At 70.9% G+C, this 24,352-nt stretch carries 25 protein-coding genes; 8 read left to right on the forward strand and 17 right to left on the reverse strand.

The genetic code is table 11. The features are described 5' to 3' along the window. Window positions 1–16: 16 nt before the first annotated feature. Window positions 17–1,864: a bacteriohemerythrin gene (locus tag HZS54_RS22355; RefSeq protein ID WP_179919303.1), complete on the reverse strand. Its 1,848-nt coding sequence runs from the start codon at window positions 1,862–1,864 to the stop codon at window positions 17–19. 103 nt (window positions 1,865–1,967) lie between these two features. Between HZS54_RS22355 and HZS54_RS22360 the strand changes: the two genes are divergently transcribed. Then, a complete protein-coding gene (locus HZS54_RS22360) occupies window positions 1,968–2,399 on the forward strand; it encodes a pyridoxamine 5'-phosphate oxidase family protein (RefSeq protein WP_179919304.1) in 432 nt (143 codons plus the stop codon). Window positions 2,400–2,520: 121 nt separating this feature from the next. Here HZS54_RS22360 and HZS54_RS22365 read toward each other — a convergent pair whose 3' ends face one another. Further along, window positions 2,521–3,126 (reverse strand): hypothetical protein, encoded by a 606-nt coding sequence (locus HZS54_RS22365; protein ID WP_179919305.1) that lies wholly within the window; start codon window positions 3,124–3,126, stop codon window positions 2,521–2,523. A gap of 206 nt (window positions 3,127–3,332) precedes the next feature. Between HZS54_RS22365 and HZS54_RS22370 the strand changes: the two genes are divergently transcribed. Continuing rightward, the gene (locus tag HZS54_RS22370; protein ID WP_179919306.1) at window positions 3,333–4,346 is read left to right on the forward strand and encodes a 5-methyltetrahydropteroyltriglutamate--homocysteine methyltransferase; all 1,014 of its coding nucleotides are present in this window, start codon (window positions 3,333–3,335) and stop codon (window positions 4,344–4,346) included. After that, on the forward strand, window positions 4,343–5,428 hold the full coding sequence (locus HZS54_RS22375; protein WP_179919307.1) for a methionine synthase: 1,086 nt from the start codon (window positions 4,343–4,345) through the stop codon (window positions 5,426–5,428). The genes HZS54_RS22370 and HZS54_RS22375 overlap by 4 nt, the downstream gene beginning before the upstream one ends. Window positions 5,429–5,467: 39 nt before the next feature. On the opposite strand, the gene HZS54_RS22380 is transcribed toward HZS54_RS22375, so the two are convergent. Further along, window positions 5,468–5,854 carry an SHOCT domain-containing protein gene (locus tag HZS54_RS22380; RefSeq protein ID WP_179919308.1) on the reverse strand — a complete coding sequence of 129 codons (387 nt, stop codon included), beginning with the start codon at window positions 5,852–5,854 and terminating at the stop codon, window positions 5,468–5,470. A gap of 183 nt (window positions 5,855–6,037) precedes the next feature. Here HZS54_RS22380 and HZS54_RS22385 point away from each other — a divergent pair, with 183 nt between their 5' ends. From HZS54_RS22385 to HZS54_RS22395, 3 genes are all read left to right on the forward strand, one after another. Beyond that, window positions 6,038–6,559: an HTH domain-containing protein gene (locus tag HZS54_RS22385; RefSeq protein ID WP_246391718.1), complete on the forward strand. Its 522-nt coding sequence runs from the start codon at window positions 6,038–6,040 to the stop codon at window positions 6,557–6,559. Between the two features lie 62 nt (window positions 6,560–6,621). Beyond that, window positions 6,622–7,050 (forward strand): hypothetical protein, encoded by a 429-nt coding sequence (locus tag HZS54_RS22390; protein ID WP_179919309.1) that lies wholly within the window; start codon window positions 6,622–6,624, stop codon window positions 7,048–7,050. After that, window positions 7,047–9,599 (forward strand): hypothetical protein, encoded by a 2,553-nt coding sequence (locus HZS54_RS22395; protein WP_179919310.1) that lies wholly within the window; start codon window positions 7,047–7,049, stop codon window positions 9,597–9,599. Before HZS54_RS22390 ends, HZS54_RS22395 begins: the two co-directional genes overlap by 4 nt. A 37-nt stretch (window positions 9,600–9,636) precedes the next feature. Here HZS54_RS22395 and HZS54_RS22400 read toward each other — a convergent pair whose 3' ends face one another. The 11 genes from HZS54_RS22400 to rpl7ae all read right to left on the reverse strand — a co-directional run bounded on the left by HZS54_RS22400 (window position 9,637) and on the right by rpl7ae (window position 17,649). After that, window positions 9,637–10,782 carry an ABC transporter permease gene (locus HZS54_RS22400; RefSeq protein ID WP_179919311.1) on the reverse strand — a complete coding sequence of 382 codons (1,146 nt, stop codon included), beginning with the start codon at window positions 10,780–10,782 and terminating at the stop codon, window positions 9,637–9,639. Continuing rightward, window positions 10,782–11,567 (reverse strand): ABC transporter ATP-binding protein, encoded by a 786-nt coding sequence (locus HZS54_RS22405; protein WP_179919312.1) that lies wholly within the window; start codon window positions 11,565–11,567, stop codon window positions 10,782–10,784. Before HZS54_RS22405 ends, HZS54_RS22400 begins: the two co-directional genes overlap by 1 nt. After that, entirely contained in the window at window positions 11,554–13,353 is a 1,800-nt protein-coding gene (locus tag HZS54_RS22410) for a COG1361 family protein (protein WP_179919313.1), read from the reverse strand. The genes HZS54_RS22405 and HZS54_RS22410 overlap by 14 nt, the downstream gene beginning before the upstream one ends. Before the next feature lie 70 nt (window positions 13,354–13,423). Then, entirely contained in the window at window positions 13,424–13,897 is a 474-nt protein-coding gene (locus HZS54_RS22415; RefSeq protein WP_179919314.1) for a Yip1 family protein, read from the reverse strand. Next, window positions 13,843–14,082, reverse strand: a complete 240-nt coding sequence (locus HZS54_RS22420; protein ID WP_179919315.1) for a hypothetical protein — start codon at window positions 14,080–14,082, stop codon at window positions 13,843–13,845. The genes HZS54_RS22415 and HZS54_RS22420 overlap by 55 nt, the downstream gene beginning before the upstream one ends. Before the next feature lie 108 nt (window positions 14,083–14,190). After that, window positions 14,191–15,204: a phosphotransferase family protein gene (locus tag HZS54_RS22425; protein WP_179919316.1), complete on the reverse strand. Its 1,014-nt coding sequence runs from the start codon at window positions 15,202–15,204 to the stop codon at window positions 14,191–14,193. A gap of 84 nt (window positions 15,205–15,288) precedes the next feature. Continuing rightward, window positions 15,289–16,047, reverse strand: a complete 759-nt coding sequence (locus tag HZS54_RS22430; RefSeq protein ID WP_179919317.1) for a hypothetical protein — start codon at window positions 16,045–16,047, stop codon at window positions 15,289–15,291. A gap of 103 nt (window positions 16,048–16,150) precedes the next feature. Beyond that, window positions 16,151–16,630 (reverse strand): nucleoside-diphosphate kinase, encoded by a 480-nt coding sequence (gene ndk / locus HZS54_RS22435; RefSeq protein WP_179919318.1) that lies wholly within the window; start codon window positions 16,628–16,630, stop codon window positions 16,151–16,153. After that, window positions 16,627–17,046 carry a 50S ribosomal protein L24e gene (locus HZS54_RS22440; RefSeq protein WP_179919319.1) on the reverse strand — a complete coding sequence of 140 codons (420 nt, stop codon included), beginning with the start codon at window positions 17,044–17,046 and terminating at the stop codon, window positions 16,627–16,629. The genes ndk and HZS54_RS22440 overlap by 4 nt, the downstream gene beginning before the upstream one ends. Further along, window positions 17,046–17,276 (reverse strand): 30S ribosomal protein S28e, encoded by a 231-nt coding sequence (locus HZS54_RS22445; protein ID WP_135362901.1) that lies wholly within the window; start codon window positions 17,274–17,276, stop codon window positions 17,046–17,048. Before HZS54_RS22445 ends, HZS54_RS22440 begins: the two co-directional genes overlap by 1 nt. A gap of 10 nt (window positions 17,277–17,286) precedes the next feature. Further along, window positions 17,287–17,649, reverse strand: coding sequence for a 50S ribosomal protein L7Ae (gene rpl7ae / locus HZS54_RS22450; protein ID WP_179919320.1), 363 nt, complete (start codon window positions 17,647–17,649; stop codon window positions 17,287–17,289). A gap of 512 nt (window positions 17,650–18,161) precedes the next feature. On the opposite strand from rpl7ae, the gene tmcA reads away from it, so the two are divergent. Both tmcA and HZS54_RS22460 read left to right on the forward strand, forming a co-directional pair. Beyond that, window positions 18,162–20,462 (forward strand): tRNA(Met) cytidine acetyltransferase TmcA, encoded by a 2,301-nt coding sequence (gene tmcA, locus HZS54_RS22455; RefSeq protein WP_179919321.1) that lies wholly within the window; start codon window positions 18,162–18,164, stop codon window positions 20,460–20,462. Continuing rightward, window positions 20,462–20,968 carry a DUF456 domain-containing protein gene (locus tag HZS54_RS22460; protein WP_179923108.1) on the forward strand — a complete coding sequence of 169 codons (507 nt, stop codon included), beginning with the start codon at window positions 20,462–20,464 and terminating at the stop codon, window positions 20,966–20,968. The genes tmcA and HZS54_RS22460 overlap by 1 nt, the downstream gene beginning before the upstream one ends. Window positions 20,969–21,582: 614 nt before the next feature. On the opposite strand, the gene dnaJ is transcribed toward HZS54_RS22460, so the two are convergent. The 3 genes from dnaJ to HZS54_RS22475 form a co-directional block, all read right to left on the reverse strand. Beyond that, window positions 21,583–22,743, reverse strand: a complete 1,161-nt coding sequence (dnaJ, locus tag HZS54_RS22465) for a molecular chaperone DnaJ (RefSeq protein WP_179919322.1) — start codon at window positions 22,741–22,743, stop codon at window positions 21,583–21,585. A gap of 156 nt (window positions 22,744–22,899) precedes the next feature. Further along, entirely contained in the window at window positions 22,900–23,499 is a 600-nt protein-coding gene (locus HZS54_RS22470; protein WP_179919323.1) for a hypothetical protein, read from the reverse strand. A 225-nt stretch (window positions 23,500–23,724) separates the two neighbouring features. Then, window positions 23,725–24,342 (reverse strand): cupin domain-containing protein, encoded by a 618-nt coding sequence (locus tag HZS54_RS22475; protein WP_179919324.1) that lies wholly within the window; start codon window positions 24,340–24,342, stop codon window positions 23,725–23,727. Between the last annotated feature and the right edge of the window lie 10 nt (window positions 24,343–24,352).

The raw sequence follows: 24,352 nt of genomic DNA on the forward strand, positions 1-24,352 counted from the left end.
TCGAGTCGCCCGCCGCTCACTCCACGTAGACGGTTCCGTCGGACCCGACGCGGCCGTCGGTTCCGGTCCGGCACCACCGGTCCGGCCGTCGCGCCGTCTCGTCGGCGCCGGGCCGGCCGACCGTCACGACGGGGCCGCGGACCAGCAGTTCCCCGCCGTCGGAGCGGGCGATCTCGGTCCCGCCGACCGGGCGGCCGGCCGCGCCGTCGACCGACGCTTCGGGCGTGGCGAGCGCGCCGACGCCGGCGGTCCCGACGGTGCCGAACAGGTTCCGGACCGGCAGGCCGAACCCGGCGAACAGGTACAGGAGGTGCGCGTCCAGTCGGCCGGCGCCGCAGAGCGCGTACTCCAGGTCCGCGAGGCCGAACGCCTCGCGGAGCGGCCCGTAGACCAGCCGGTCCGCGGCGGCGTACTTCAGCGGCGTGCCGCCGCCGTCGAGTCGGTCCCGGCCGTACGAGGCGACGCGGCCGGCGACCTTGCGCTTCATCCAGTTCATCGAGCCGATGCGGTCCTGCAGGGCGCCGTAGAGCCGCTGGTAGACCGCCGGGGTGCCGACGAGGACCGACGGCCTGACCGCCGCGAGGTCGTCGACGAGCCCGCCGGACCCGGCGTAGGCGACGGCGCTCCCCGTCGACCAGAGGTAGTACGTCGCGACGCGCTGGTAGACGTGCGCGAGCGGGAGGAAACACGTCCCGGTCGACCCCGGCGCGAGCGGCAGGTCGTCGGCGAGCGCGGCCGCGCCCGCGAGCAGCGCGCGGTGGGTGAACGCGTGCCCGGCCTGGTCGGACCCGGCGGGGTCGAACACGACCGTCGCCGGCTCCCGACCGTCGGCCCGGAGCCCCGGTAGATTCCCCGGTTCCGCGGTCGGGAGGTCGTCGATGTCGACGCGCACGCCGCCGTCGGCCGACCCGTCGTCCGCCGGCCCGCCGTCGGTCACGACGCCCGAGAGGCCGGCGCTCCCGGCGGCGCGGCGCGTCTGTTCGGCGGTGAACGAGGGGTACAGCGGGACCGAGACGAGCCCGGCGAACTGGCAGGCGAGGTCGACGACGGACCACTCGTAGCGCGACTCCGCCGCGATCCCGACCCGGTCGCCGGGGACGAAGCCGCTCCCCAGCAGGCCCGCCGCGACTCGCTGGGCCCGGTCGACGAGATCGTCGAACGTCCGTTCGGCGTACCCGTCGGCCGTCGGGACCAGCGCGGCGGGCCGGTCCCCGTGGGCCTCGGCGACCGACTCGAACCAGTCCGCGACCGTTCCCTCGGGCACGTCGAGCGGGCCGCCGTCGGCCACCGGACCATCGGGGTCGAGCGCCTCGTCGGCGGCGGTCGCGTCACCGTTCGTCGCGGCGCGCTCGTCCCCCCGGTCGGTCGAGGCCGCGGCGCGCCGACCCTGTCGGAGCGCGCCGGGCCGGTACTCGTAGTCGCCGTCGACCTCCGACTCGAAGTAGTCGGCGTAGTTCTGGTCCTCGTCGAGGGCGGCGATGTGGGCGTCCAGCCAGTCGCGGAGGAAGGTCAGCACCTCCATCGTGACGTACTCGCCGTTCTCGTGTTTCTCGCGGAACTCGGCGACTCTGGCGGCGAACTCCTCGTGCATCTCGCGGTGGTCGTAGAAGCAGTCGGCGCAGTCCATCGCGTAGCCGCAGTCCTGCATGAACTCCTCCTCGTCGCCGAAGTGGTACTCCGTGTAGCGTTCGAGTTCGCGCAGGATGTCGCCGATCTCCTCCTCGGAGTGGCCCTCGTCCATGGCCGCGTGGAGGTCGTTGAGCAGGCCGAACAGCCGCCTGTGCTGTTCGTCGAAGCGGTCGATGTCGGTGCTGTACCGCTCGTCGTCCCAGTCGGCGAACCGCTCGTCCGAGCGCGCTTGCATACCGACCGTTCCGGCTCGCCGCCCTGAAAACGCCGGACAAAGTTCCCGCTCGCTGGGAAGGTGACCCCACCCACAACTCCCACCGGCCGCTACGTCCGGACGGATGAACCGCCTCAGCGACGACGGGATCGTCGACGTGCTCGCGGGAAACGGGATCGGCGTGCTCGCCATGGCCGGTCCCGACGGCGGGGCGCCCTACCCGCTCCCCGTCGCGTACGGGTACGACCCGGATACCGACGTGCTCGCGATGCAACTCGAGGGGGACGAATCGAACCGGAAGCACCGATGTCTGGACCGAACGCCGGCCGTCGGGCTCTCCGTCTACGAGGAGGACGAGAGCGAGCGGGTCTGGCGCAGCGTCGTCGTCACCGGTCGGCTCGTGGAAACGTCCTACGACGAGGCCGAGCCCGCCTTCGCCGCGCTCGCGCGGAACAACCAGTCCGCGCCCAACCCGGTCCGGTGGGACGACGCGACCGAGGTGGTCCCCTTCGAACTCGTCGTCGACCGCTGGAGCGGGCGCGCGTTCGAGGTCTGAGCGCGAGCGGGAGACGCGGGCAGCCGACCGAGTCGCGAGGCGGTCCGGGACCGACACGGTTCCAGTGTGTCGTTCGCCAGTCAAAGGTCTGGTCGTGGGGTCGGCGCGCGGCCGTCGGGGGTCACTCCGCGGGCGACGGGCGAGGCTGCTCCGCGGGGTCGTCAGCCGGTTCGCCATCCGTTGCGGCCAGTTTCGCGCCGACGGCGAACAGGACAGCCCCGGCTGGCGCGGCGAACAGCGGGCGGACGACGAGCCCGTGGAGGAGGGTAGTCGTGACCGCTCCGTGAGACCCACCGTAACAGACGAGCGCGACGAGACTTCCGAACACCCAGCGACGCTGGCCGCGAGTCCACGCCACGCCGGCGACGAAGAAGAGGACGCAGCCGAGCCACCAGAAGTCGGCGGTTTCGAACGTCCGAACGGCGAGTTCGACGGGACCGGACGGGGGCGTCCACTCGGTGATGTACTCGGGAGTCGGGACGACGTCGGTCCTGGGCCTGCGGAAGGTGTCAAGCGCCAGCGGTAGCGGAGCGAGTGGGACGGCGATGCACGCCAGCGGTGGAGTCAACGACCGGAATCGACCCCGAACTGCGGTCGCAACTCCCCACGCGACCGCCGGGGCCCAGACGAACGCCAGCAACATCCCGAGGGCGGCGAACGCGTAGTAGCGGTCGACCGCCGGCACGGCGTAGTGATATCGCATGTAGTAGGGGTACAGGAGCAGCATGGCCAACGACCCGGCGGCGATCCCCGCACCGACGGTTCGAGTTCCGGCACGCCCCAGTCGAGACAACCGTGACACGCTCTCGCGTTCCGCTGAACGACATATGAATTTTCTGACTCGATAGGCGTCGACGATCCGCCGGTCAAATTACCACAACGCATCAAAGTAGATGAGAAATATTATAGGGCATCATGGCGTAGCCCGTTCCAATGACGGAGGTACTCTCCACGACGCCCGGCCTGTATCCGCTGCCGGACTGGGCGAAGGACGAACTCGCGAACCTGAAGGGGCGACAGAAGGGCGGGCTGGTCTCGGGCGACGAGAGCGCCGAGATCGGCGACGCCTACGACCGAGCGCGTGAGGAGGTCGTCGGCCTCCAGACCGACGCCGGCCTCGACCTGGTCGTCGAGGGCCAGCTGCGGTGGGACGACATGCTCACCCACCCGCTCGCCGTCGCCGACGCGGTCGAGACGAAGGGGATCGTCCGCTACTTCGACAACAACAACTTCTACCGCGACCCGGTCGTGACCGGTGACCTGAGCGCCACCGGCGACGTGGCGACCGACCTCGAAGCGACCGCGGAACTCACCGACGAGTCGCTCGGCGCGGTCCTCCCCGGCCCGTACACGCTGAGCCAGCTCGCGACGGACGAGCACTACGGCGACGAGGCCGCCTTCCTCTCGGCGCTGGCCGAGTTCCTGGCCGCCGAGGCCGAGCGGTTCCCCGAGGTCGAGACGCTGTTCCTGCTCGAACCCTCGCTGCTCGAATCGCCGCCCGGCGACGGCGCCGACGAGCGCGCCGGCGAGGCCATCGACACGGTCGCACAGGCGACCGACGCCGACGTGGTCGCCCACACCTACTGGGAGTCCCACGGCGGCGACGGCGGCGTCGACGAGAAGGTGTACGCCCACCTCATGGACGCCGACGTGGACGCGATCGGCTTCGACTTCGTCGCCAACCACGAGGACAACGCCTACGTCATCTCCGAGTACGGCGCCAAGGACGACATCGCGCTGGGTATCGTCGACGGGCAGAACACGCTCGTCGAGGAGTCCTCGGAGATCGCCGAGCGCGTCGAGTGGACGCTCGACAACGCCCACGGCGTCGACTTCGAGACGGCATACGCGACGATCAACACGCCTACCTTCTACCTGCCCTCGGGCAGGTTCGAGGAGAAGCTCGCCGCGCTCGGCGCCGTCGAGCGCGCGGAGGTGAAAGCATGACCGACCGACCCGCCGACAACCGCGAGCAGTTCCGCCCGGCCGACCACGACAACGACCACTTCCTGCTGACCTCGGTCGTCGGCAGCTACAAGAAGCCCAAGTGGCTCGACCGCGCCCGCGAGCTCTACGAGGACGACGAGGACAACTTCGGCGACACGGAGTGGGAAGAGGCCAAGGACGACGCCGCCCGCCTCATCACCGAGGAGCACGAGCGGGCCGGCCTCGACACCGTCGTCGACGGCGAGATGCGCCGGACGGAGATGGTGGAGTACTTCGCCGAGCGCATCGAGGGCTACGAGTTCAACGGCCGCGTCAAGGTCTGGGGGCACAACTACTTCAACAAGCCCTCCGTCGCCGACGAGGTTGAGTACGGCGAGCAGTGGCTCGTCGACGAGTTCGAGTTCACCGACAGCGTGGCCGACCGCCCCGTCAAGGTGCCCATCACCGGTCCGTACACCCTCGCCAACTGGACGTTCAACGAGGCCTACGACGACGACGAGGCGCTGGCCTATGACCTGGCCGAACTCGTCAACGAGGAGATCGAGCAACTGGTCGAGGCCGGCGCCCGCTACATCCAGATCGACGAGCCCGCGCTCGCCACGACGCCCGACGACCACGCCATCGTCGGCGAGTGCCTCGAACGCATCGTCGAGGACATTCCCGAGGAGGTCCGCATCGGCCTCCACGTCTGCTACGGCGACTACTCGCGTATCTATCCCGAGGTGCTCGACTACCCGATCGACGAGCTCGACCTCGAACTGACCAACGGCGACTACGAGCAAATCGACGTGTTCACCGACCCCGAGTTCACGCTCGACCTCGCCCTGGGCGTCGTCGACAACCACACCGCCGAGGTCGAGTCCGTCGCGGAGATCAAGGACAACATCCGCCAGGGCCTGAAAGTCGTCCCACCGGAGCAGCTGACCATCTCCCCGGACTGCGGGCTGAAGCTACTCCCCCGCGAGAAGGCCTACGCGAAGATGGAGAACATGGTCACCGCGGCCCGCGAGATCGAGGCCGAACTCGACGCCGGCGAGATCGACGTGCCCGCCGCCGGCCGGACCGCCAGCGCCGACGACTGACCGCGTTCCCGACCGGCCGAGCGACCTCTTTTTCGGCGGCTACGCGCGTTCGGTTTCCAGTTCGTCGAGCGTGTCCGGCGTCTCCAGCAGCCGGTCGAGTCGCTCGTCGAACTCCTCGTCGTCGATCGCTCCCTCGGCGTAGCGCCGTTTCAGGACCGCGAGGGGGTCCTCGTCGGAGTCCTCGTCTTCGGACTCGCGTTCGGTCCGTTCGGTGGCCTCCGAGCCGTCGCCGTACATCGACTCCCAGAACCACTCGTCGTCCTCGAACAGGTCGAGGAACGTGAGCCAGACGATCCCGTAGAAGATCCAGAACCAGCCCCAGTCCAGCGCGGTCCCGGTCCAGAGGGCGACCGCGCCCACGCCGCCGAGCACGATCGCGACGACGTGAGCGAGTCCCGAATCCAGGAGCTGCTCCGCTGTTGCCATGCTCCCGGGGACGACCGGGGGCGAGAAGGCAGTTTCGCCCCGACCGGATGGAGTTGCAGTCCGAACGCGACCCGCAACGAACTGGCGAGAACGGCGTCAACGCGACCCATACTAGGTCCCTAGAGTCCCTCGAAGGAATAGGGCAGAAAGCGTTTTCAGGGGGCCACCCGAGGAATTGATCAAGTGACAGAACCCATGACGGACACCAGCGACCACCGGATCGAGCTCTACCTCCGGGGAGACACGTACGGCAGCTACGACCGCCAGCAGCGGGTCCTCGGGCGCGTCGAGGACCTGGAAGCCGAGGGCGTCGTCACCGACACGGCGGTCGACGCCTCCTGGCAGCGCATCCGGACGCCCGAGCAGGACAGCCGCGACGAGGCGCTGGCGACCTACGAGGAGTTCGGCGAGTGGGCGAGCGAGAACGGCTACCGGCTCGAACCGGCCTTCGAGCGCCGCCAACGCTCGTACATCGGCAGCGACGCGGTCCACGACGTGGTCGTCTTCCCGATGGCGTCGCTCGCCGTCTACGAGGGCAGCGACCTGCAGGCCGTGTTCCCCTGCGCCGACGAGTCCGGCGAGATCAATTTCTCCGTGCAGGACTGTCTGGAGGCCTTCGAATCCGGCGAGACCGACTGGTTCGAGCAGTTCGCGCCCGTGACGGTCGACCGCGCGAGCCCGCGACTGACCGTCAACGCGGACTGAGACGGCTGATACAGTTTCGCTGCACGGTCAACGTTTTTCTGGGGGTCGGTCGACCGTCCCGTATGGGTAGCTGGAACGGCTATCACCTCACGTTGGGTGTCGAGCGGCGCGACCCGGCGGCCGTCGCCGCGGAGTTGCGTCGAGAGATGGAACGGCTGGTCCCCGAGTTCACCCACGAGCGGCGAGCGCAGATTCGGGTCGACGACGACGCCGTCCACTGGACGACCGGAAGAGAGCACGGCGGGGGCGTCATCGACGCGCTGTGGCTCAGCGACTTCGTGACGGATCTGGACGCCCGGGCGGCGTGGGCACTGGGGATCCGTGAACAGGAGGCCGAGGCGAACGGCGGCGGGACGCTGTACGTCTGGATGGACGGCGGCTACGTCGAGGTCGACGACTACTGCGGGCTGTTCGGGCGGGCCGCCGACGACGCCGTCGCGCACTTCGAGCGCCAGTGGGACGCCAGCGGGGAGGTCGTCCACTCGTGGTGACCGAGCCCGTCGTGGGGTTCGCCGAGCGCGTGACCGGCACCACCCCGGACGACAGGGCGGCCGCCCTCGCGGCGCTCCGCGAGGAGAGCCCGGACGCGCTCGGTGCCGGACTCAGCGCGCTGTTCCGGACGGCCGCCACCGCCGACGACCCGAGCGACCGGCGGCTCGCGCTCGACGCCGCGTATCCGGTCGTCGCCGAGGTGCTGGCGTCGCTGGACGAACTGCCGCCGGCGCTGTTCGCCGCCCTCGACGACGAAGCGACGCGACTGCACGCGGCCGCGGTCGTCCGTGAACTCGACCCACGGGCCGAGACCGTCCGGTCGGCGCTGTCGGCCGCCGAACCCGCCCGCCGAGCGGCGGCGGCGCGATACCTCGAAGTCGTCGGCAGGGACGACCCGCTGGTCGAGGCGCTCGAAGCGGCGCTGACGGACGAGGCGGCCGACGTGCGCGCCGCGGCGGCCGGCGCGCTATGTCGGGCGATCGAGCGCAGTCAGTGCAACAGCGACACCACGGTGCCCGAGCGCCTCCGCGCAACGGTCCCCGCCCTCGCGGACGCGGCGACGGCGGATCCCGACCCGCGGGTCCGGCGCGACGCGGCCGTCGCGGTCGGGTCGGTCGTGATGATCGACGACGAGGTAGCGACCGAGACCGTCGCGACGGGCGCGCGAGCGTTCGGACGGGCGGTGCTCGATGACGACGAGCGGGTTCGGTCCGCGGTGCTCGGGGTCGTCGACGCCCAGTCCGACCTCGCGTTTCGCGTCCCCGATCCAGCCGTACGGTTGTACGCGGTCGGACTGGCCGAGGCCGCGACCGAGGACGCCCCGGCCCCGGAGCGCGCCCGCGTCGACGCCGACGCCGTCGCGAAGCGGTCCGCGGAGCTGCCCGGATCAGCCGTCGCCGACCTCGTCGAACGCGGCTGGGAGGCTGCGTCGCCGTCGCCGTACGCCCGCGACCTCGTCGCGGCGCTGGCGACCGAGCGCCCGGACGCCGTCGCGGAGCGAGCCGGACGGATCAGGGACGGCGTCGAGCGCGGCGTCGGGGTCGGCGCCGGCGCGCGAGCGCTCGACGCGGTCGAGCCGGCCGACGGGACGGCGGTCGACGCGACGTTCGCCGCGCTCCGCGGATCGCTGTCGTCGGCGCCCGAGGCGGCGCCGTCCGTCGCGGAGCGGGCGCTGGACGCGGGGCGCGCCGACGAGGTGGCCGAGGCCGTCCGCCGCGCGGTCGTCGCGGAGCCGTCACCGGACGCTGTCGAGGCGCTCGTGACGCTGTCCGCGGGGAGCGATGGCGGGACGGCGGCGACGCTGTTCGACCTCGCGACCGACGACGCCGTCGACGACGACGCCCGACTGGCGGCGGCGAGCGGCTGCGCCACACTCCTCTGGCGCGGGGACGACCCGGCCGTCGATGCGACCGCACTCGTCGACGTCCTCGCCGGTTTCCTGGCTACGCCCGACGACGGCCGACGCTCGACCGCTGCGGACGCGCTCGCCGCCGTCGGACGCGGCGCCGCCGACCCGGATCCGGCCGCGGCCGCGTTCGCCGACGGCGGTGCGGCCGAGGACGACGAGCCGCTCGCGGTGCTCGCGGAAGCGGCGCCCAGCCAGGCGGCGACGGTGATCGAGGCGCTGGTCGACGGGCTGGTACCAGGTGAGGGGCGGAACAACACCGAGCGCCTGAATCCCGTCGTAGCCGCGGTCGACGCGGACCCGGCGGTCGGGACCTCGGCGCTCCCGTCCCTCCTCACTGCGATGGGGGTCACGGGCGCCGACGTCGGATTCGCCCGGGTTACAGCTGCCGAGATACTGGAGACGGTCGCGACGGCGGAACCGGCGGCGGTCGTCCCGCTCGCTGGAGACCTCCCCGTCCTCCTCGCCGACGGGTGTCCGTCGGTCCGGACGGCCGGTGCGGCCGCGCTGGCGGCAGCGGGCGACGCCGACCCCGACGCCGTCCCGGAGCGACTGCGGGCGCTCTCTCGGGTCGACCGCGACGACGAGCGCTGGCCGATGGGGGTCGTCGTACGCGACGCGCCGAAGCTCGCCGAGCGAGCGCTCGCGGACACCCTGTCGTTTCGGCCGAGAGACGAGACGGAGACGGCCGAGTTCGTCGCGTCGATCGCTCGGAGCGACCGCGAACTGGCGACCGACGCCGTCGAGTGGGTCCGCGACCTGCTGTGGGCCGGCGTCGAGGTGAAGTCCGCCGCGGAGTTCGTCGGCGCACTCGCCGAGCGCGACGCGGACCTGGCGGCCCGATGCGCCGAGGCGGTCGCCGCGAACGTGGACGCGGAGACGCCGCGGTGGGAACGGCGAGCGGCCATTCGGGCGCTCGCGGCCGTCGCCGAGCAGCGTCCTGAGGTCGTGCGGGCCGCGTTCGACGGCGCCGTCGACGAGTCACCGGCCGCCTACCGCGAGGCCATCTTCTGGCAGTTCGAGGACGACGTCGACGAACTGTTCGACGCTGCGGGCATCGGCCGCTCGGCCGGGTCGGGCACCGCGACCGACGGACGCCCCGACTGCGACCGGTTCTGGGCTGAACTCGACGAGCGGATCTGAGGCGAGCCGCCGGAGACGGACGGGGAGGGGGCCCCGTTCAGCCCCGCAACGCCTCGACGGGACGCTCGTTGGCCGCTTTCCACGCCGGGTAGAGCCCGCTGACCAGGCTCGTCCCGACGCCGAACGCGAAGGCGAGCCCGATGTAGAGGAAGTTCCCCGGGCGGAAGGCGAGCATCGCGTCGCCGACGACGAAGTGGTTGAGGACCAGCCCGGCGACGACGGAGAAGGCGGCTCCGGCGAGGCCGCCGATGATCCCGAGCAGGACGGCCTCCGAGAGCATGATCTTCAGCACGTCGAGCTTCTGGAAGCCGACGGCGCGCAACACGCCGATCTCCTGGCGGCGCTCGACGGCGCTCATCAGCATCACGTTGAGGATGCTGACGCCGGCGACGAGCAGGGAGATGGAGCCGATCCCGATGAGGAAGAGGTTGACGGCCTGGAACGACTGCCCGATCTGGTCGGCGACCCCGGAGTAGTCCTGAACGGTGACGCGCTCGCGGCGGTCGTTCAGCTGGGCGCGGATCGCCATGGCCGTGGCGTTGGCGGCCGTGCTGTCGGTCTCGGTGACGGTGATGGTGTCGTAGCCGCGGCTCTCGAAGCTCCGCATCGGGAGGACGATCTGGTCGCTCGGGTTGGTGTAGCCGAAGCCCTGGCTCGGCGAGAGCACCGCGACGACCCTGACCGTCGAACCGTTGACGGCGATCGTGTCCCCGGGACCCAGGCCGCGCTGGTCGGCGAGGTTCGGCCCGATCAGGGCGCCGGTCCGGTAGGGTTGGGGGATCGACCCCTCGCGGGCCTCGAACAGTTTGCCCGGTTGGTCGATCCCCATGACTACCCTGTTCTCGGACGCCTCCCTGCTGTAGGTGACGGTGGTGAACCGCTGTAGCGCGGGCGCGACCGTCGCGCCCGAGCCGGCGACCGACTCGACCTGCCGCAGGTCCCGCTCGGTGAGCGCGTCGGGCGCTCCCTCGGCGTCGCTCGGCTGGACCATCACCTGGTTGCCGATGCTGCCGAGGTTCTCGGTGAGCTGGTAGCGCAGCGTCAGCCCGAACATCCCCAGCGACGCGATGGCGATGACGCCGATGACGATGCCCAGCGCCGCCAGCACCGACCGGACCTTCGTCCGGCCGATGTTGCGCCGGGCCATCAGCAGCGCCGGGAACCGCCGGCGCAGCCACCGCATCACGGCCGATCACCGCCGGCGGGTCCGTCCTCCGGCGAGCCGGTCGCGCCCGCGGTCGGCCCCGGGTCAGCGGCGTCGCCGGGACCGGTCGCCGGCTTCCCGTGGCCGCCGTCGGTCGGAGCCTCCTCGCCCATGAGACCGTCGACGAGCTCCACCGTCCGGTCGACGTACTCGTTGACGAGTTCGTCGTGCGTGACGGCGATGACGGCCACGTCCCGCTCGGTGATCTCGACGAACTCCTCCAGGATCTGGCGGCCGGTGTCGCGGTCGAGGTTCCCCGTCGGTTCGTCGGCGAGCAGGAGCCGGGGCTCGTTGATGAGCGAGCGGGCGATGGCGACGCGCTGTTTCTGGCCGCCCGACAGCTCGTCGGGCTTGTGGTCGAGCCGGTCGCCCAGGCCCATCCGTTCGAGCAGGTCGACCGACCGCTCCTCGACGCTCGGGTCGTGGTCGAAGAGTGCGGGCACCTCGACGTTCTCCTTCGCGGTGAGCGTCGGGATGAGGTAGAAGTTCTGGAAGACGAACCCGATGGTGCGCTTGCGGGCGGCCGTCTGCTCGCGGTCGGTGAGGCCGGTCACGTCCTCGCCGTCGAGCAGGACCTCGCCCTCGCTGGGGTCGTCGAGCAGGCCGAGCAGGTTGAGCAGCGTGGTCTTGCCGCTCCCGCTGGGCCCCATGATGGAGACGAACTCGCCGGGCTCGACGGCGAAGTCGATCCCCTTCAGGGCCTCCAGCGTCTCCCCGCCGGTCCGGTAGCGCTTGACGACGCCCCGGGTCTCAATCACCGCCACGGCTCGCCCTCCAGGCGCGGACGACCACGGCGAGGACGGCGATCACCACGATTGCACCGACCGCCAGCGGGACGAGGAACCCGCCGCCACCGGAGTTCGCGTCGATGTCAGGACCGGCGGCGAGCGCGCGGCTGGCGCCCGCGGCGTCGACCTCGACGGTGCGGGTGTGGCGCTGGCCGTCGACGAGGTATTCGACCCGTACCGGGACCGACGAGACGTTGCCTCGCGTGCTCGCGTACACGTCGAACGAGACGAAGTCACTCGCGGGGACGGTGCCGACGAAGTACTCGCGGTTGGGCGAGGTCGGCGTCACCTCCTCGGTGTCGACGACGCTGACGAGCACGCTCTGGGCGTCGGTCGTCCCGAGGTTGCTCGCGCTCCCCGAGATGCGGAGTCGGCCTCCATCGGGCACGACCTCCAGTCCGGTCAGGCCGATGGTACCGGGCGTCTGGGTGAGCGTCGTCGACGCGCTCGTCCGGCCCCGTTCGCGGGCCACGTCGTAGGTGGCGACCACGTCGACCGCGGCGCGGTCTTCGGAGAGCGTCGAGTTCAGGCGAACCGTCCGGGACTCGCCGGCGGCGACGCGGTCGACGAGCGCCTGCCCGACCGAGGCGTTCGGCGAACTGGCGCGCACGCTGACGTTCGAGAGCGGAGCGTTGCCCCGGTTGAGCACCGACACCGTCACCGCCTGGGAGTTGCCGCCCTCGCGGGTGCTCAGGTCGAGCGCGACGCTGTCCCGGAGCGGGTCCGTCTGGAGGGTGACCGTCTCCGTGACGGTCCGGGTCGCCCCGCCGGGCGTCGAGTACGAGAGCGTCGCGGTCACCTCGTGGTCGCCCGCGGCCGACGGGCGGAAGTCGAACGCGGCCGTCGCCGACTCGCCGTCGGCGATCCGGGTGAACACCGAGCGGTCGTTGCGGACGGCGATCCCGTCGCCGGCGACCGTCAACTCGGCGTTGGTCACCGCCGCGCCGAGCCCGTTGGCGACCGTGACCGTGCCGTCGGACTCCAGCCCGGCGATGGAGGTGTTCGCGTCGATGTCGAGTTGCGGGCGCTCGGTCTCCGTCCGGACCGTCACCGTGTCGGTGACCGTGTCGGTCACGCCGCCGGCGGTCGTGTAGGTGAGCGTCGCCGTCATCCGGTGGCGGCCGTCGTCGTCGGCGCGGTAGTCGAACTCGACGGTGCGGGAGGCGTTGCTCCCGACCGTCGCGAGCACTTCCCGGCGGTTCGTGATGCTGACGTTCTCGCCGTCGACGGTCAGTTCGACGCTCTCGATGGGGCTCGACAGGCTGTTGGCGACGGTGACCGAGCCGTCCGCGCGGACGCCGGCGACGGAGTCGTTGGCGTCGATGTCCAGTTGCGGATAGCGCTCCTCGACGGTGATCGAGACCGGGTAACTCAGCCGCGTTCGCCGGTCCTGGTCGGTATCGCGACCGGAGACGTTGACCTGCAGGTCGTACGTGCCGGCCTCGTCGAACGAGACCGACAGCGGGACGGACCTGTCCGAGCCCGCCGGGACGGTCCCGATGTTCTTCACGTCGGCGTACTCCTTCGGGTGGGGCCCGTCGTTGGCCTTGATAATCCGCACGCGGTCGACGAAGTAGCCCGCGGAGCTACTGTCGAAGTTCTCGATGGTCGGTTCGATCGTGATCTCGTCGCCGGGGACCGGTTCGGCGGGGGTCACGTCGACCGACGAGATGGTCACGTTCACGCTGGTTGCGGCCGCGACGGCCGGAAGCGATGCGACTGCGATCAGGACCGCGAGTGCTATCGTCTTGTTTCGGTTCATTGGTCGGGGGAGGTGTGGCTCGTGACTGTCGACTCGATGCGGGGACGCGGGGAGCGAGCGTGGCGGATCATCACAGGACTTCGACGGCGACCAGGAGCGTCCGGAGCGAGAGCAACACCGCGATCAGCACCGGGACGGCGACGGTCAGCGCCGCCTCCCGGACGTTCAGTGTACGGGCGTGTTTCATCGCGAACGTCCAGAGGAACGCGCACCAGAGGGTGAAGACGATGCCGAGCGCCGCCGTCAGCGCCACCATCGGCCCGGTCTGGAGCGCCCGGTTGAACTGCTGCATCGACTCCTGAGTGATCTCCGAGGGCACGTCGATCCCTCGGACGTTGAATCGATAGTAGGTGAGCGGAATGCCGACGGCCGACCCGATGAGGCTGGGGACGAACCCCCAGCCCACGAGCGCGAACGTCGTCGAGAAGTCGCCCTCGCCGCCGAACGCCACGGAGACGGCGTGGAACAGCCCGGCGTACAGCAGCCAGATCACGAACGGCCCGGCGATGACGAACAGGTACGTGAACGCCTGGATGAACGCCACGAACCCGCTCCGGCGCCGACGCCTTCGAACAGTTGCGACGTGAACCGCGACTGCAACACCGCCGCGACCACGTCGACCGCGACGACCGCGAGTATCACGACCAGCGGCCCTTTCAGCGACGGATCGGACCCCTGCCGACGGAAGAACTCGTCCGGATCGGTCAGCAGAGACAGTACGGAGGGCATCTCGCCGGGGATTCCGTAGAGCGGTAACTTAAAACTTTGTTTCAGGAGACAGGTCTGAACTCGAACAGGTTCGACGTGTCGGACCTGCGGGACCGCGGGCTCGGGTCCTCACCGCGGGAGTTCGGCCAGCAAGCGGTCGAACTGCTGGCGGTACTGGAACTCGGCGCGGGCTCGTCCCAGGTCGTCCTCGGCGAAGGCGTCGTCGAAGCCGGTCATCCGCCACAGCAGCGTCGACAGCTGGTAGATCGGCTTGCACCGCTCGTAGGCCTCGCCGGGGTCGAACTCAACGTGCGTCCGGTACCCCTCGTAGAGCTGTTCGCGCAGGCGTTCGCACACCTGCGGGTCGTCGAACGTCGAGTCGATGTAGAGGAACTCCGACTGGGCGAGCTGGTAGTCGCGGTGGGCCGCCAGCGTGTCCTGCCAGTCCAGGACGGCGGTGATAGGGTCGGGCTCGTCGAGCATGCAGAGCAGGTTCGTCGGCTGCATGTCGTCGTGGACGAGCCGGGGCATCCCGTCCTCGGGCACCAGCGGGAGCGTCTCCTCGATGGCGTCGCGCGCCCGCGACTGCATCCCCTCGAAGGGCGTCCCGCCGAGGCGGTCGATGTGCGAGCGGGTGAGGTCGCCGAAGTACTCCCGCCAGTTGCCCCGCCAGTTGCGGATCGTGATCCGGTCGTCGTAGAGCATCAGCCGCCCGAACGCCTCGAAGGCGATCTCCGAGTGCAGGTCGCCCATGATCGACCCGACCTGCTCGATGACTCGCTCCCAGTGGCTCTGGTCCATCGCGCCGTACTGGTCGGCGAGGTTGTCGCCGCGGACCCGCTCGGTGACGAAGTACGGCGGCACCGACCGCTCGGGTTCCTGCTTGAACACGAGGATCCGGGGGATCGGGATCTCGGTGCGGTCGGCGACGTACTCGTGGAGCTTCGGCTCGACGGCGAACCGGTCGTCACCCGGCGGTTCGAACTTGACGACGACCTCGTACTCGTTGCCCTGGTAGACGAGCGTGACCATGTACACGTCGGCGCGGGTCCCACCGGTGGCCGCTTCGTAGCTGAACTCCTCGTAGTCCGGCCCGGACTCGTCGAGGACGGCTTCGATATCGGCGGCCGATGTCGTCTGCACGCCACCCTATTGATCAGGGGGTGAGAAAAATGTATCACCTGCGGCGAGGCCGCCCGCCCGCGTTCTGTCGGCCGAGCGATTCGTTCACCCGGTCTCGGACGGCACCCGGACCGCCGCGGCCGCACGGCGAAGCAGGTCGACCGACGCCAGCGCGACGAAGACCGTTCCGCCCCACGCGAACCCCTGGAACAGTCGGGCCGTCGTGTCGTCGACCCCCGGGCCGCGCGGCAGGAGCGCCACGAACAGCAACCCCGCGCCGACGAACCCGAACGCGACCCGCAGGCCCGGTCCCCACCAGTAGCAACACAGCGCGACGCCGGGCAAGGCGAGCAGCGCCAACAAGATCCCTTTCTCCGGGTGCCGGAGGACGGTCGACGCGGCCGGCCCGAGGGGGACCCATCCGAGCGCCCCCAGGAGGTACGCACCGAAGGCGAGCCACCCGTCGGCGGGCGGCGACGGCCACCCCGGTACGGCGTCCCGCGCCCGGAGCTCCGGGTCGCCCCACCGCCCGAGAACACCCGCGGCGAACAGGCAGAGACTCCCGAACAGCAGTTTCAGCGGTCCGGCCCCGAGCATCGCGACCGGACGACCGAACGCGAGGAAGCCGAGCCACGCGCCAGCGGCGAACGCGAGCAGGGCCTCGTCGCCCCGCCAGCCGCGGGCCGCGACGGCGAGTGCGAGCGCCACCGCCGGAGACGCGAGTTTCGCCACGTTCGCGTTCAGCGCCGTCTCCGCTGGAACACCCAGCGGCGTCGTCGCCCACGAACCGAAGCTCGCCCAGACGGCGAACGATGTCCCGAGAGCGACCAGAAGCGTGGCCGCCCGCGGCTCTCGATACGACACGCCGGACTCATCGGTCGACTGTAATAAAAGCGCGTCGGCGGGCGACGAGTCGCCCGTTGCGCAGCGACGGCCGAAAAGCGGGAACCGGTTCAGGAGCGCCGGCTCAGTGGTCTTCGTCTTCGTAGACCCAGGGCTCGTCCGAGCGCGAGTAGTCGACGAGTTCGTCCTCGTCGAAGAACAGCTCGATCTCGCGTTCGTTGGCGCCCTCGTCCTCGTGGTCCGAACCGTGGATGATGTTCTGACCGAGGTCGAGACCGTAGTCGCCGCGGATAGTGCCGGGGGCGGCGTCGGCGGGGTCGGTCGCGCCCATCATCTGTCGGACCTGACGGGTCGCGTCGCCGCCTTCCCAGACCATCGCCATCACCGGACCGCTGGTGATGAACTCGACGAGCTCGTCGAAGAAGGGCTTGTCCTCGTGCTCGCCGTAGTGGGCCTCGGCGAGCTCCTGGTCGATCTGCATGAACTTCGCGCCGACGAGCTTCAGCCCGCGCTCTTCGAGGCGGGTGATGATCTCGCCGGTGAGCCCGCGCTGGACGGCGTCGGGCTTGGCCATCACGAACGTGCGCTCGTCGTGGTGGCTCATCGCTCGGCCTCCGCTTCCTCGGCGTCGGACTCCTCGTCGTCGGACCCGTCGTCGGCGTCCGCCTCGTCGGCTTCGGCCTCGTCGGGGTCGGAGGCGCCGGCTTCGACGGCCTCGTCGGGCTCGACGTCGTCGAGGTCCTCGTCGGTGTCACCCGGCGCGTCGACGTCCTGGCCCTGGTCCTCGATGTCCGTGGGGCGCTCGTCGGCGGCCGGCTCGGACTCCTCCTCGTCCTCGTCTTCGGCGGGCTCCTCCTCGCCGGCCCACTCGAGGTCGCGCGATTCGCGACCGAGGTTGGCGTTCTTCTCGCACTTCGAGGAGCAGTAGTGGATGGTCGAGCCGTTGGTGCGGACGAACATGGTGCCCGTCCCGGGCTCGATGTCGGTGCCGCAGTAGTCGCATTCGCGCGTTCGTGGCATTATTGGCCTCCGATCTGGTCGGCCTCGCGCGCGGTCTCGCGGAGCTGGAGCACGTCGCCCTCCCGGACCGGCCCGAGGACGTTTCGCGTGATGATGCGGCCCTGGTTCTCGCCGCCGCGGATCCGGCACTTGACCTGCATGGCCTCGCCGTGCATCCCCGTGCGGCCCACGACTTCGATGACTTCGGCGGCCGTGGAACCGCCGTCTCCGTCGGATTCTTCAGCAGACATCGAAGGTCACCTACCGGAGTTCCTCGACCTTACCGGCGATGTCGTCGACGTCGTCCTGGGCGTCGCCGGCGTCGACGATAGCTGCCGCGGCGCTGCCGACTTCGAGCCCGGCGGCGTGGCCGACCTCGTCCTGCGTGCCGATGAAGACGAACGGGATGTCCTTCTCGTCGGCCAGCTCCGGGAGGTGCATGACGATCTCCTCGGGCTGGACGTCCTCGGCGACGAAGACGAGCTCGGCGTTGCCGCGCTCGACGGCCTTGGTCGTCTCGTTGGTTCCTTTCTTCACGGTGCCTGTGTCTCGTGCGACCTCGAGGGCCTCGAGGGCGTCGTCCTCGAGGTCCGCGGGCACGTCGAAATCTACGTATACTGGCATTTGTGGATCACCTCCCGCGCGTGGGCTCGCGCTCCCCCGCCGCCGGGTTCGACCCGGGCGCCGCGAGAAAATCGCGGCGGAATATCCTGAAAGGCTAGGAGCATCATCAACCCCGCGCGGGCTGTACACCCATCTGGCAGAGGAGTACTAAAAGCACTTTCGAAGACGACCCCGCGTGCGAGCCGCCTGCACACGTCACGGACGGAGGCCTCGGGGTTCCTCGTCCGCGGTTCCCGTCTCACCGCCCCCGGCCGCCATCGGTCGGCGCGCTCCCCCGCGCCCCGACGCGGTATCACCGAGTCGACCGTCGCCGCTGTGCCGGCCGCGACCCGACCCACGCCCCTGCCAGGGTGCGCGACATCGGCCGCACCGCCGCCGCGCCGACCGGCGTCGTATGACAGAGCCTCGATACACTGTCGGACGGTCCGGCGCGGAGTGCGGACGGGCGCGGTCGCGGGTCGAGATCGGGGCCGATCGGCGGGCATTTGTCGCTCGGCGGCAGACGGGGAGCCATGCCCGTCGACCGCGTCGCCAGCGCGCTCCGCGAGGAAGCCCGGGCCACCGACGAGCGGCGGCTGCTGGTCCTCGCAGGTGAGGGCGATGCCACCCGCGAGGCCGCGGCCGACGCCCTCGACGCGGTCGACATCGACTCGCGGGACGTGACCTACCTCGGCGACTCCGAGGGGACGCCCTGGGAGCGAGTGCAATCGGCCCGCGCGGGCGACCTGCTCGGAACGACCCACGGCGCGCTCGTGGTCGACTGTCACGAGGCCTGCCGTCCGAACGCCCTCGGTCGCGCGGTCGGCGCCGTCGACGGCGGCGGCCTGCTCGTCCTCTGTGTCCCCCCGCTCGACTCGTGGCCCGACCGCCGCGACGGCTTCGACGAGACGCTGGCCGTCCCGCCGTTCGAGGTGTCCGAGGTGGCCGGCAACTTCCGTCGTCGGCTGGTCGAGCTGCTGCGCGCTCATCCCGGGATCGCCGTCGTCGACGTGGGCGACGGCTCGGTCGAACCGACCGTCGAGCGCGACGGACTGACCGACCCCGCGCCGCGCCGCCCGCCCGACCCGCCGGCGGTCCCCGACGACCCCGTCTTTCCGGCAGCCGTCTACGAACGGTGTCGCACCGACGACCAGGTGAGCGCCGTCGAGGCCCTCGAAGCGCTCGGCGATCCCGGCAACGCCGTCGTCGTCGAAGCGGACCGCGGGCGCGGGAAGTCCAGCGCCGCCGGCCTCGCCGCGGGCGCGCTCGCGCTGGCGGGCCGAGACGTGCTCGTCACTGCGCCAGGGTACCCCGGCGCCGCCGAGGTGTTCGCCCGCGCCCGCGAGGTACTGGTCGATGCGGGGTCGCTGGCGAGCGCCCCCGACGAGTCCGACCCGATCCTGCTCGAAACCGCCCGGGGCCGCGTCCGCTTCGAGAAGCCGACCGCGGCGGCCGAACTGCCCGGTGACCCCGACGCGGTCGTCGTCGACGAGGCCGCGGCGCTGCCGGTCCGGCTGCTCGAACGGTTCCTCGACGCACCCGCGGCGGCGTTCGCGACCACCGTCCACGGCTACGAGGGGGCGGGCCGAGGGTTCTCCGTCCGCTTCCGCGACCGCCTCGACGACGGGGACTTCGAGGTGGCCGACGTGTCGATGACCGACCCGATCCGCTACGCCGCCGGCGACCCCGTCGAGGTGTGGGCCTTCCGCGCGCTCCTGCTCGACGCCGGTCCCGCCGTCGACTCGCTGGTCGAGGGCGCAGATCCCGCAGACCACGGCTCTATCGGCTACGAGGCGTTCGAACCCGAGGACCTGCTCGCGGACGAGCACCTGCTCCGGGAGGTGTTCGGGCTGCTCGTCGCCGCCCACTACCGGACGGAGCCGTCGGACCTGGCCCGCCTGCTCGACGCCCCGAACGTGGCCGTCCGGGCGCTCACCCACGAGGGCCACGTCGTCTCCGTCGCGCTGCTGGCTCGCGAGGGGGATCTCCCCGCGGACCTGCGGGCGCACATGTACGAGGGCGGCCGCGTCCGCGGGAACATGATCCCCGACGTGCTGACGAGTCAGTTGCGCGACGAGGCCGCCGGCGTCCCGGAGGGGCTGCGAGTGCTCCGGATCGCGACTCACCACGCCGTCCGCTCGCGCGGGCTCGGGTCGCGCTTGCTCTCGGCGATCCGCGAGGAGTTCGCCGACGACGCGGACTGGCTGGGCACCGGCTACGGCGCGACGCCCGAGCTGTTGCGGTTCTGGCGAGCCAACGGCTTTTCCACTGTCCACCTCTCGACGACCCGCAACGACGCCAGCGGCGAGTACTCCGCGGTGATGCTCGCACCCACCAGCGACGCCGGTCGGGAGTTGGCCGACCGTCACTCGCGGTGGCTCCTCGACCGGGTGGGCGCGATGCTCTCTGACCCCCTGGACGATATGGACCCCGACGTGGTGCGCGCGGCGCTGCGGAGCGTCGACGCGGCGCCCGAACTCGGCCTCTCCGACTGGGAGTGGCGACTGCTCGTCGGGACGACCGGCGGCGCCGGCATCTTCGACACCTCGCCGCGGCCGCTCCGGCGGCTGACCGTCCGGTACCTGACCGACGCCGGCGACGAGACGGCCGGCGAGAACGCCGACGGCGAACCGAGCGACCCGCTGTTGACTCCCCGTCAGGAGCGCCTGCTCGTCCGGAAGGCGCTGCAGGGCCGACCCTGGGGCGCGGTCGCCGAGGAACTGGGCTTTCACTCTCACGGCCAGTGCATGCGGGCGCTGGGGGAGGCGACCCGACCGCTGGTTTCACGGTTCGGCGGCCCGAAGGTGGCGGCAGAACTGGAGCGATTCGAATGATGCAACTCCCCGCGCTCGAGGCCCTCCCCGTCGACCTGTTCGTGATCGTCGCGTTCGTCCTGCTGGTCGGCGGCGTCGTCGGCAGCGTCACCCCGCTGGTCCCCGGCGGGATCCTCTCGCTGTCCGGCGTCGTCGTCTACTGGTGGGCCAGCGGCTTCGCCGAGCCCAACGTCTTCGTCCTCTCGGGCCTGCTGTTCGTCGCGCTGATCGCCGTCGCCACCGACTGGCTCGCCGGCGCCGTCTCCGCGAAGGCCGGCGGCGCCTCGACCCGGACGACCGTCGTCGCCACCGTCGTCGGGCTGGTCGGCCTCGTGTGGGGCCCGCTGGGGTTCCTCCTCGGGACCGCCGGCACCGTCTTCGTCCTCGAACTGGCCGACGGCGGCGAGATCGAGGAGAGCGCCCGCGCCGCCGGCGTGACGCTTTTGGGCATGCTCACCTCCAGCGTCCTCCAGATCCTGCTGACCGCCGGCGTCCTCGTCGCGATGGTCGGCGTCTTCCTTCTCTGAGTTCGAGAGAACGACTGTTCAGTTCGACGTGCGAGTGTATCGGTTGTTTCTGTTCATCGTATCGTGAAACGAAGTCGTGCGAGAGTGACCGCACTCGACGGCAAGCGTTGAAAGCCCTCGGCGCGCTCGCGGTCGCTGAGGCGGGATATCCGCGCTCTCGGCACCGCCCGCGCGGATAGTGGCCCGCTCAGGCGACTGAACTGCACGCGAGCGCGCCTCGCCCTTTCAGTCCACCAGGCACCGCGACCGCCCCGCACAGCACCGCAGACGGCCACGAGCCTCCCCAGCCGATTCGCTCGCCTGCGGCTCTCTCATCCCTCGCGCGGCTACGTCGCGCGCACGAGAGCGCGCGATAGCACGCGCCGACCGCACCGCGACCGCTCGCCGCAACAGCCACTCCCTGCAGATAGCATCCGGCGCCGCAGGCGCCGGTTCGCCGTCAGAGCGAGCGCTGACGAGCCTGCGGTCGGTCGCGGTGTTCACTCCCGCAGACACCGGCTGCGCGGGAGCGCAGCGACCAGCGCAGCCGGCCTTTTTTCACCCATGTTTTTTGACGGGGGTCGAGACGCGAGCCCGCCGGCTCGCGCCGACGCCCCCGTTAAAAAAGATGGTCGCTAGAAGCTATCTTTGATCTTCTCGAAGAAGCCCTGGCCCACGTCGACCTCCTCGCCGCCGGCCTCGGCGAAGGCTTCGAGGGCCTCCTTCTGTTCTTTGTTGAGGTCGTCGGGGGTGACGACCTGGACCTGAACGTACAGGTCGCCGTCGCCGCGGCGGCGGAGCCGCGGCATGCCCTTGCCGGAGAGGCGGAACGTCTCGCCGCTCTGGGTGCCGGCGGGCACGTCGAGTTCGACGGCGCCGTCGACGGTCGACACCTCGATGGTGTCGCCGAAGACCGCCTGCGGGAAGGAGATGGGCTCCTGGTGGTGCAGGTCGGCGCCCTCGCGGTCGAAGTCGGGGTGGTCGCGGACCGCGACCTCGATGAGGAGGTCGCCCTTCGGGCCGCCGCGCTCGCCGGGGGCGCCCTCCCGTTCCATGCGGAGGGTCTGGCCGTCCTCGATGCCGGCGGGGACCTCGACGGAGAGGGAGGCGTCCTCGCGGACGACGCCGTCGCCGCGACAGGTCGAACAGGTCTCCTCGTAGACGGTGCCCTCGCCCTCGCAGCGCCGGCAGGTCTGGCGCTGCTGGACGCGACCCATCGGCGTCTGCTGGGTGGTCGTGGTCTGGCCGCGGCCGTTGCACTCGGGGCACTGCCGGGAGTCGGTGTCCGGCGGGTGGCCCTGGCCGTTGCAGTCCGAACAGGTGTCCGGGCGGGTGACGTTGAGCTCCTTCTCGACGCCGTGGTAGGCGTCTTCGAGGTCGATCTCGAGGGTGGTCCGCAGGTCTCGACCCTGGCGGGGCCGGTTGGAGTCGCCGCGACCTCCGCCCCCGCCGAAGAACGTCTCGAAGATGTCGGACATGTCGCCGAAGGGGCCCTGGCCGCCTCCGCCGCCCATGCCGCCCATGCCCCCCATGCCGCCGGCGCCGCCGTTGTCGGTGGCGCCGTGTTTGTCGGCCTCGACGTAGCGGTCGTGGCCGAGCTGGTCGTACATCTGGCGCTGTTCCTCGTCGGTGAGGACCTCCTTGGCCTTCTTGACCTGCTTGAACTTCTCCTCGGCGTCGGCCTCGTCGCTCACGTCGGGGTGATACTCCCGGGCTTTCTCCCGGTAGGCCTGCTGGATCTCCTCCTCGCTGGCGTCTCGGGAAACCCCCAGCACCTCGTAGAAGTCCTCGCTCATCGCTTGTGCCGGTGTAGACGATTGAGGTACTTCAATAGAACGGGTCTCGACTCGCGGCGGTCGGGCGCCCGGCTGGTCGCGGCTACCGGCCCGGTCCGGGCGCCCGGTCGGTCACGGGGGCGAGCTAGGGGGTATCGGCGGGCTTTCAGCGGGCGGTCAGCCGGAGTCGGTGGCGGTCCCGGTGTCCCCCTCGTCGTCGGCGAGCCACCAGTCCTCGTTGTCGAGCAGGTCGTCCTCCTCGTCCTCGCCGACCGGGCTGAAGTTGATCGTCGTGAGCCACCCGTCCGTGTCGAACAGGGTGAACTCGGGGTCGATGGTGAACACTTCGGGCTGGACCGTGCCGTCGTCGGCGGTGTCGCCCGCGTCGTCGATGACGTAGCCCGCCTCTTCGTCGTACTCGGGGAGCTCGGCCTCCTCGGCGACGAAGATGGTCGCCCGCTCGCCGGTCCCGAGGTAGCGGATCATCCGGGTGTTGTAGTCCGACCAGACGTTGTCGCGGACCTCCTCGACGTGCGGGACCCACTCCACTACCGGCGACGTGACGACGAAGTCCGCTCTCGGGCGCACGCTGTCGGTGAACAGCAGCGCCTTCTGGGAGTCCTGCACTCCGGCGTCGTCCCCGTCGTCGTCCTGGGCCGCCGCGACGCCGGCACCGGACGCGGCGGCGGTGCCCGCGGCCGCGAGCGCGCTCTTTTTCATCACTGATCGACGCGATTCCTCCGGCGTGTCGAACGGCAGGATGGTGTCGTCTGTCATCGCGTTCCTCCGTGCGGGGTTTGCGGACCGACCCCGAACAGTTCGGAGCCTGCCATCGAAACGGCCGTCCGCCGTCTCCGGGGCGTTCGCCCGTCGACAACAGCCGGACGGGGCGGGCGTATCCGCGCCCGCCGCACGCGGCGGCGTCGTGGCCGCTACCGCTCGATTGTCGCCTCTCTCCGACGCCCGTTCGCTTGCAAGTTCCGTGCTCGCTGGCTCGTCCGCTCAATCGCGCAACGGCGGTGAGTCGAACACCGCCCCGCAGTCGTCGCAGGCCGCGACGAGCGCGTCGCCGTCGAGCGTCGTCGTCATCGCGTCGCTCCCGCAGTCGGGACAGGGTGCGGGGACGCGCTCGGCGTCGCAGTCCGGGCAGCGGAACGTGAGCCCGTCGCCCGCGGCGTCGAGGGCGAAGTCGGCCTCGCCGCAGTCGGGGCAGCGGACGGGCACGCGAACGTCCGCGGTCTCGCGGGGCGCGCCGATGGCGAGGGCCACCAGGTCGTCGCTCCCGCGGTTGTCCCCCGACTGGTACTCGCCGGGCGCGAACCGGACCGCCTCGCCCGCCGCGACGGTGACCTCGCGGCCGGTCCGTGGGTCGTCGCCCGCCGCGTCGGGCTCGCGACCGGGCAGCGTCTCGAAGGTCGCGGTGCCGTCGATGACGAGGAAGATCTCCTCCTGGTCGGCGTGGGCGTGGAGCCCGCTGGGGAGCCCCTCGCCGGGCGGGACGCGGTAGCGGTTGATCGCGACGCCGTCCGTTTCGAGCGGGCCGGAGAGCCCGCGGCGGTCGATAGCGGCCGTCGGTCCGTCGGTCGACTCGTCGGCGTCGTCGAACGCGACGCGTTCCATATCGGCCGGT

Source organism: Halosimplex pelagicum (assembly GCF_013415905.1).
GTDB classification, from domain to species: Archaea; Halobacteriota; Halobacteria; order Halobacteriales; family Haloarculaceae; genus Halosimplex; species Halosimplex pelagicum.

What these genes read in the sequence shown, in the direction of transcription:
- HZS54_RS22355 (WP_179919303.1), bottom strand. Translation starts at nt 1,864, where the DNA reads ATGCAAGCGCGCTCGGACGAGCGGTTCGCCGACTGGGACGACGAGCGG.
- HZS54_RS22360 (WP_179919304.1), top strand. Translation starts at nt 1,968, where the DNA reads ATGAACCGCCTCAGCGACGACGGGATCGTCGACGTGCTCGCGGGAAAC.
- HZS54_RS22365 (WP_179919305.1), bottom strand. Translation starts at nt 3,126, where the DNA reads ATGCTGCTCCTGTACCCCTACTACATGCGATATCACTACGCCGTGCCG.
- HZS54_RS22370 (WP_179919306.1), top strand. Translation starts at nt 3,333, where the DNA reads ATGACGGAGGTACTCTCCACGACGCCCGGCCTGTATCCGCTGCCGGAC.
- HZS54_RS22375 (WP_179919307.1), top strand. Translation starts at nt 4,343, where the DNA reads ATGACCGACCGACCCGCCGACAACCGCGAGCAGTTCCGCCCGGCCGAC.
- HZS54_RS22380 (WP_179919308.1), bottom strand. Translation starts at nt 5,854, where the DNA reads ATGGCAACAGCGGAGCAGCTCCTGGATTCGGGACTCGCTCACGTCGTC.
- HZS54_RS22390 (WP_179919309.1), top strand. Translation starts at nt 6,622, where the DNA reads ATGGGTAGCTGGAACGGCTATCACCTCACGTTGGGTGTCGAGCGGCGC.
- HZS54_RS22400 (WP_179919311.1), bottom strand. Translation starts at nt 10,782, where the DNA reads ATGCGGTGGCTGCGCCGGCGGTTCCCGGCGCTGCTGATGGCCCGGCGC.
- HZS54_RS22410 (WP_179919313.1), bottom strand. Translation starts at nt 13,353, where the DNA reads ATGAACCGAAACAAGACGATAGCACTCGCGGTCCTGATCGCAGTCGCA.
- HZS54_RS22420 (WP_179919315.1), bottom strand. Translation starts at nt 14,082, where the DNA reads ATGCCCTCCGTACTGTCTCTGCTGACCGATCCGGACGAGTTCTTCCGT.
- ndk (WP_179919318.1), bottom strand. Translation starts at nt 16,630, where the DNA reads ATGAGCCACCACGACGAGCGCACGTTCGTGATGGCCAAGCCCGACGCC.
- HZS54_RS22440 (WP_179919319.1), bottom strand. Translation starts at nt 17,046, where the DNA reads ATGCCACGAACGCGCGAATGCGACTACTGCGGCACCGACATCGAGCCC.
- HZS54_RS22445 (WP_135362901.1), bottom strand. Translation starts at nt 17,276, where the DNA reads ATGTCTGCTGAAGAATCCGACGGAGACGGCGGTTCCACGGCCGCCGAA.
- rpl7ae (WP_179919320.1), bottom strand. Translation starts at nt 17,649, where the DNA reads ATGCCAGTATACGTAGATTTCGACGTGCCCGCGGACCTCGAGGACGAC.
- tmcA (WP_179919321.1), top strand. Translation starts at nt 18,162, where the DNA reads ATGCCCGTCGACCGCGTCGCCAGCGCGCTCCGCGAGGAAGCCCGGGCC.
- HZS54_RS22460 (WP_179923108.1), top strand. Translation starts at nt 20,462, where the DNA reads ATGCAACTCCCCGCGCTCGAGGCCCTCCCCGTCGACCTGTTCGTGATC.
- dnaJ (WP_179919322.1), bottom strand. Translation starts at nt 22,743, where the DNA reads ATGAGCGAGGACTTCTACGAGGTGCTGGGGGTTTCCCGAGACGCCAGC.
- HZS54_RS22470 (WP_179919323.1), bottom strand. Translation starts at nt 23,499, where the DNA reads ATGACAGACGACACCATCCTGCCGTTCGACACGCCGGAGGAATCGCGT.
- HZS54_RS22475 (WP_179919324.1), bottom strand. Translation starts at nt 24,342, where the DNA reads ATGGAACGCGTCGCGTTCGACGACGCCGACGAGTCGACCGACGGACCG.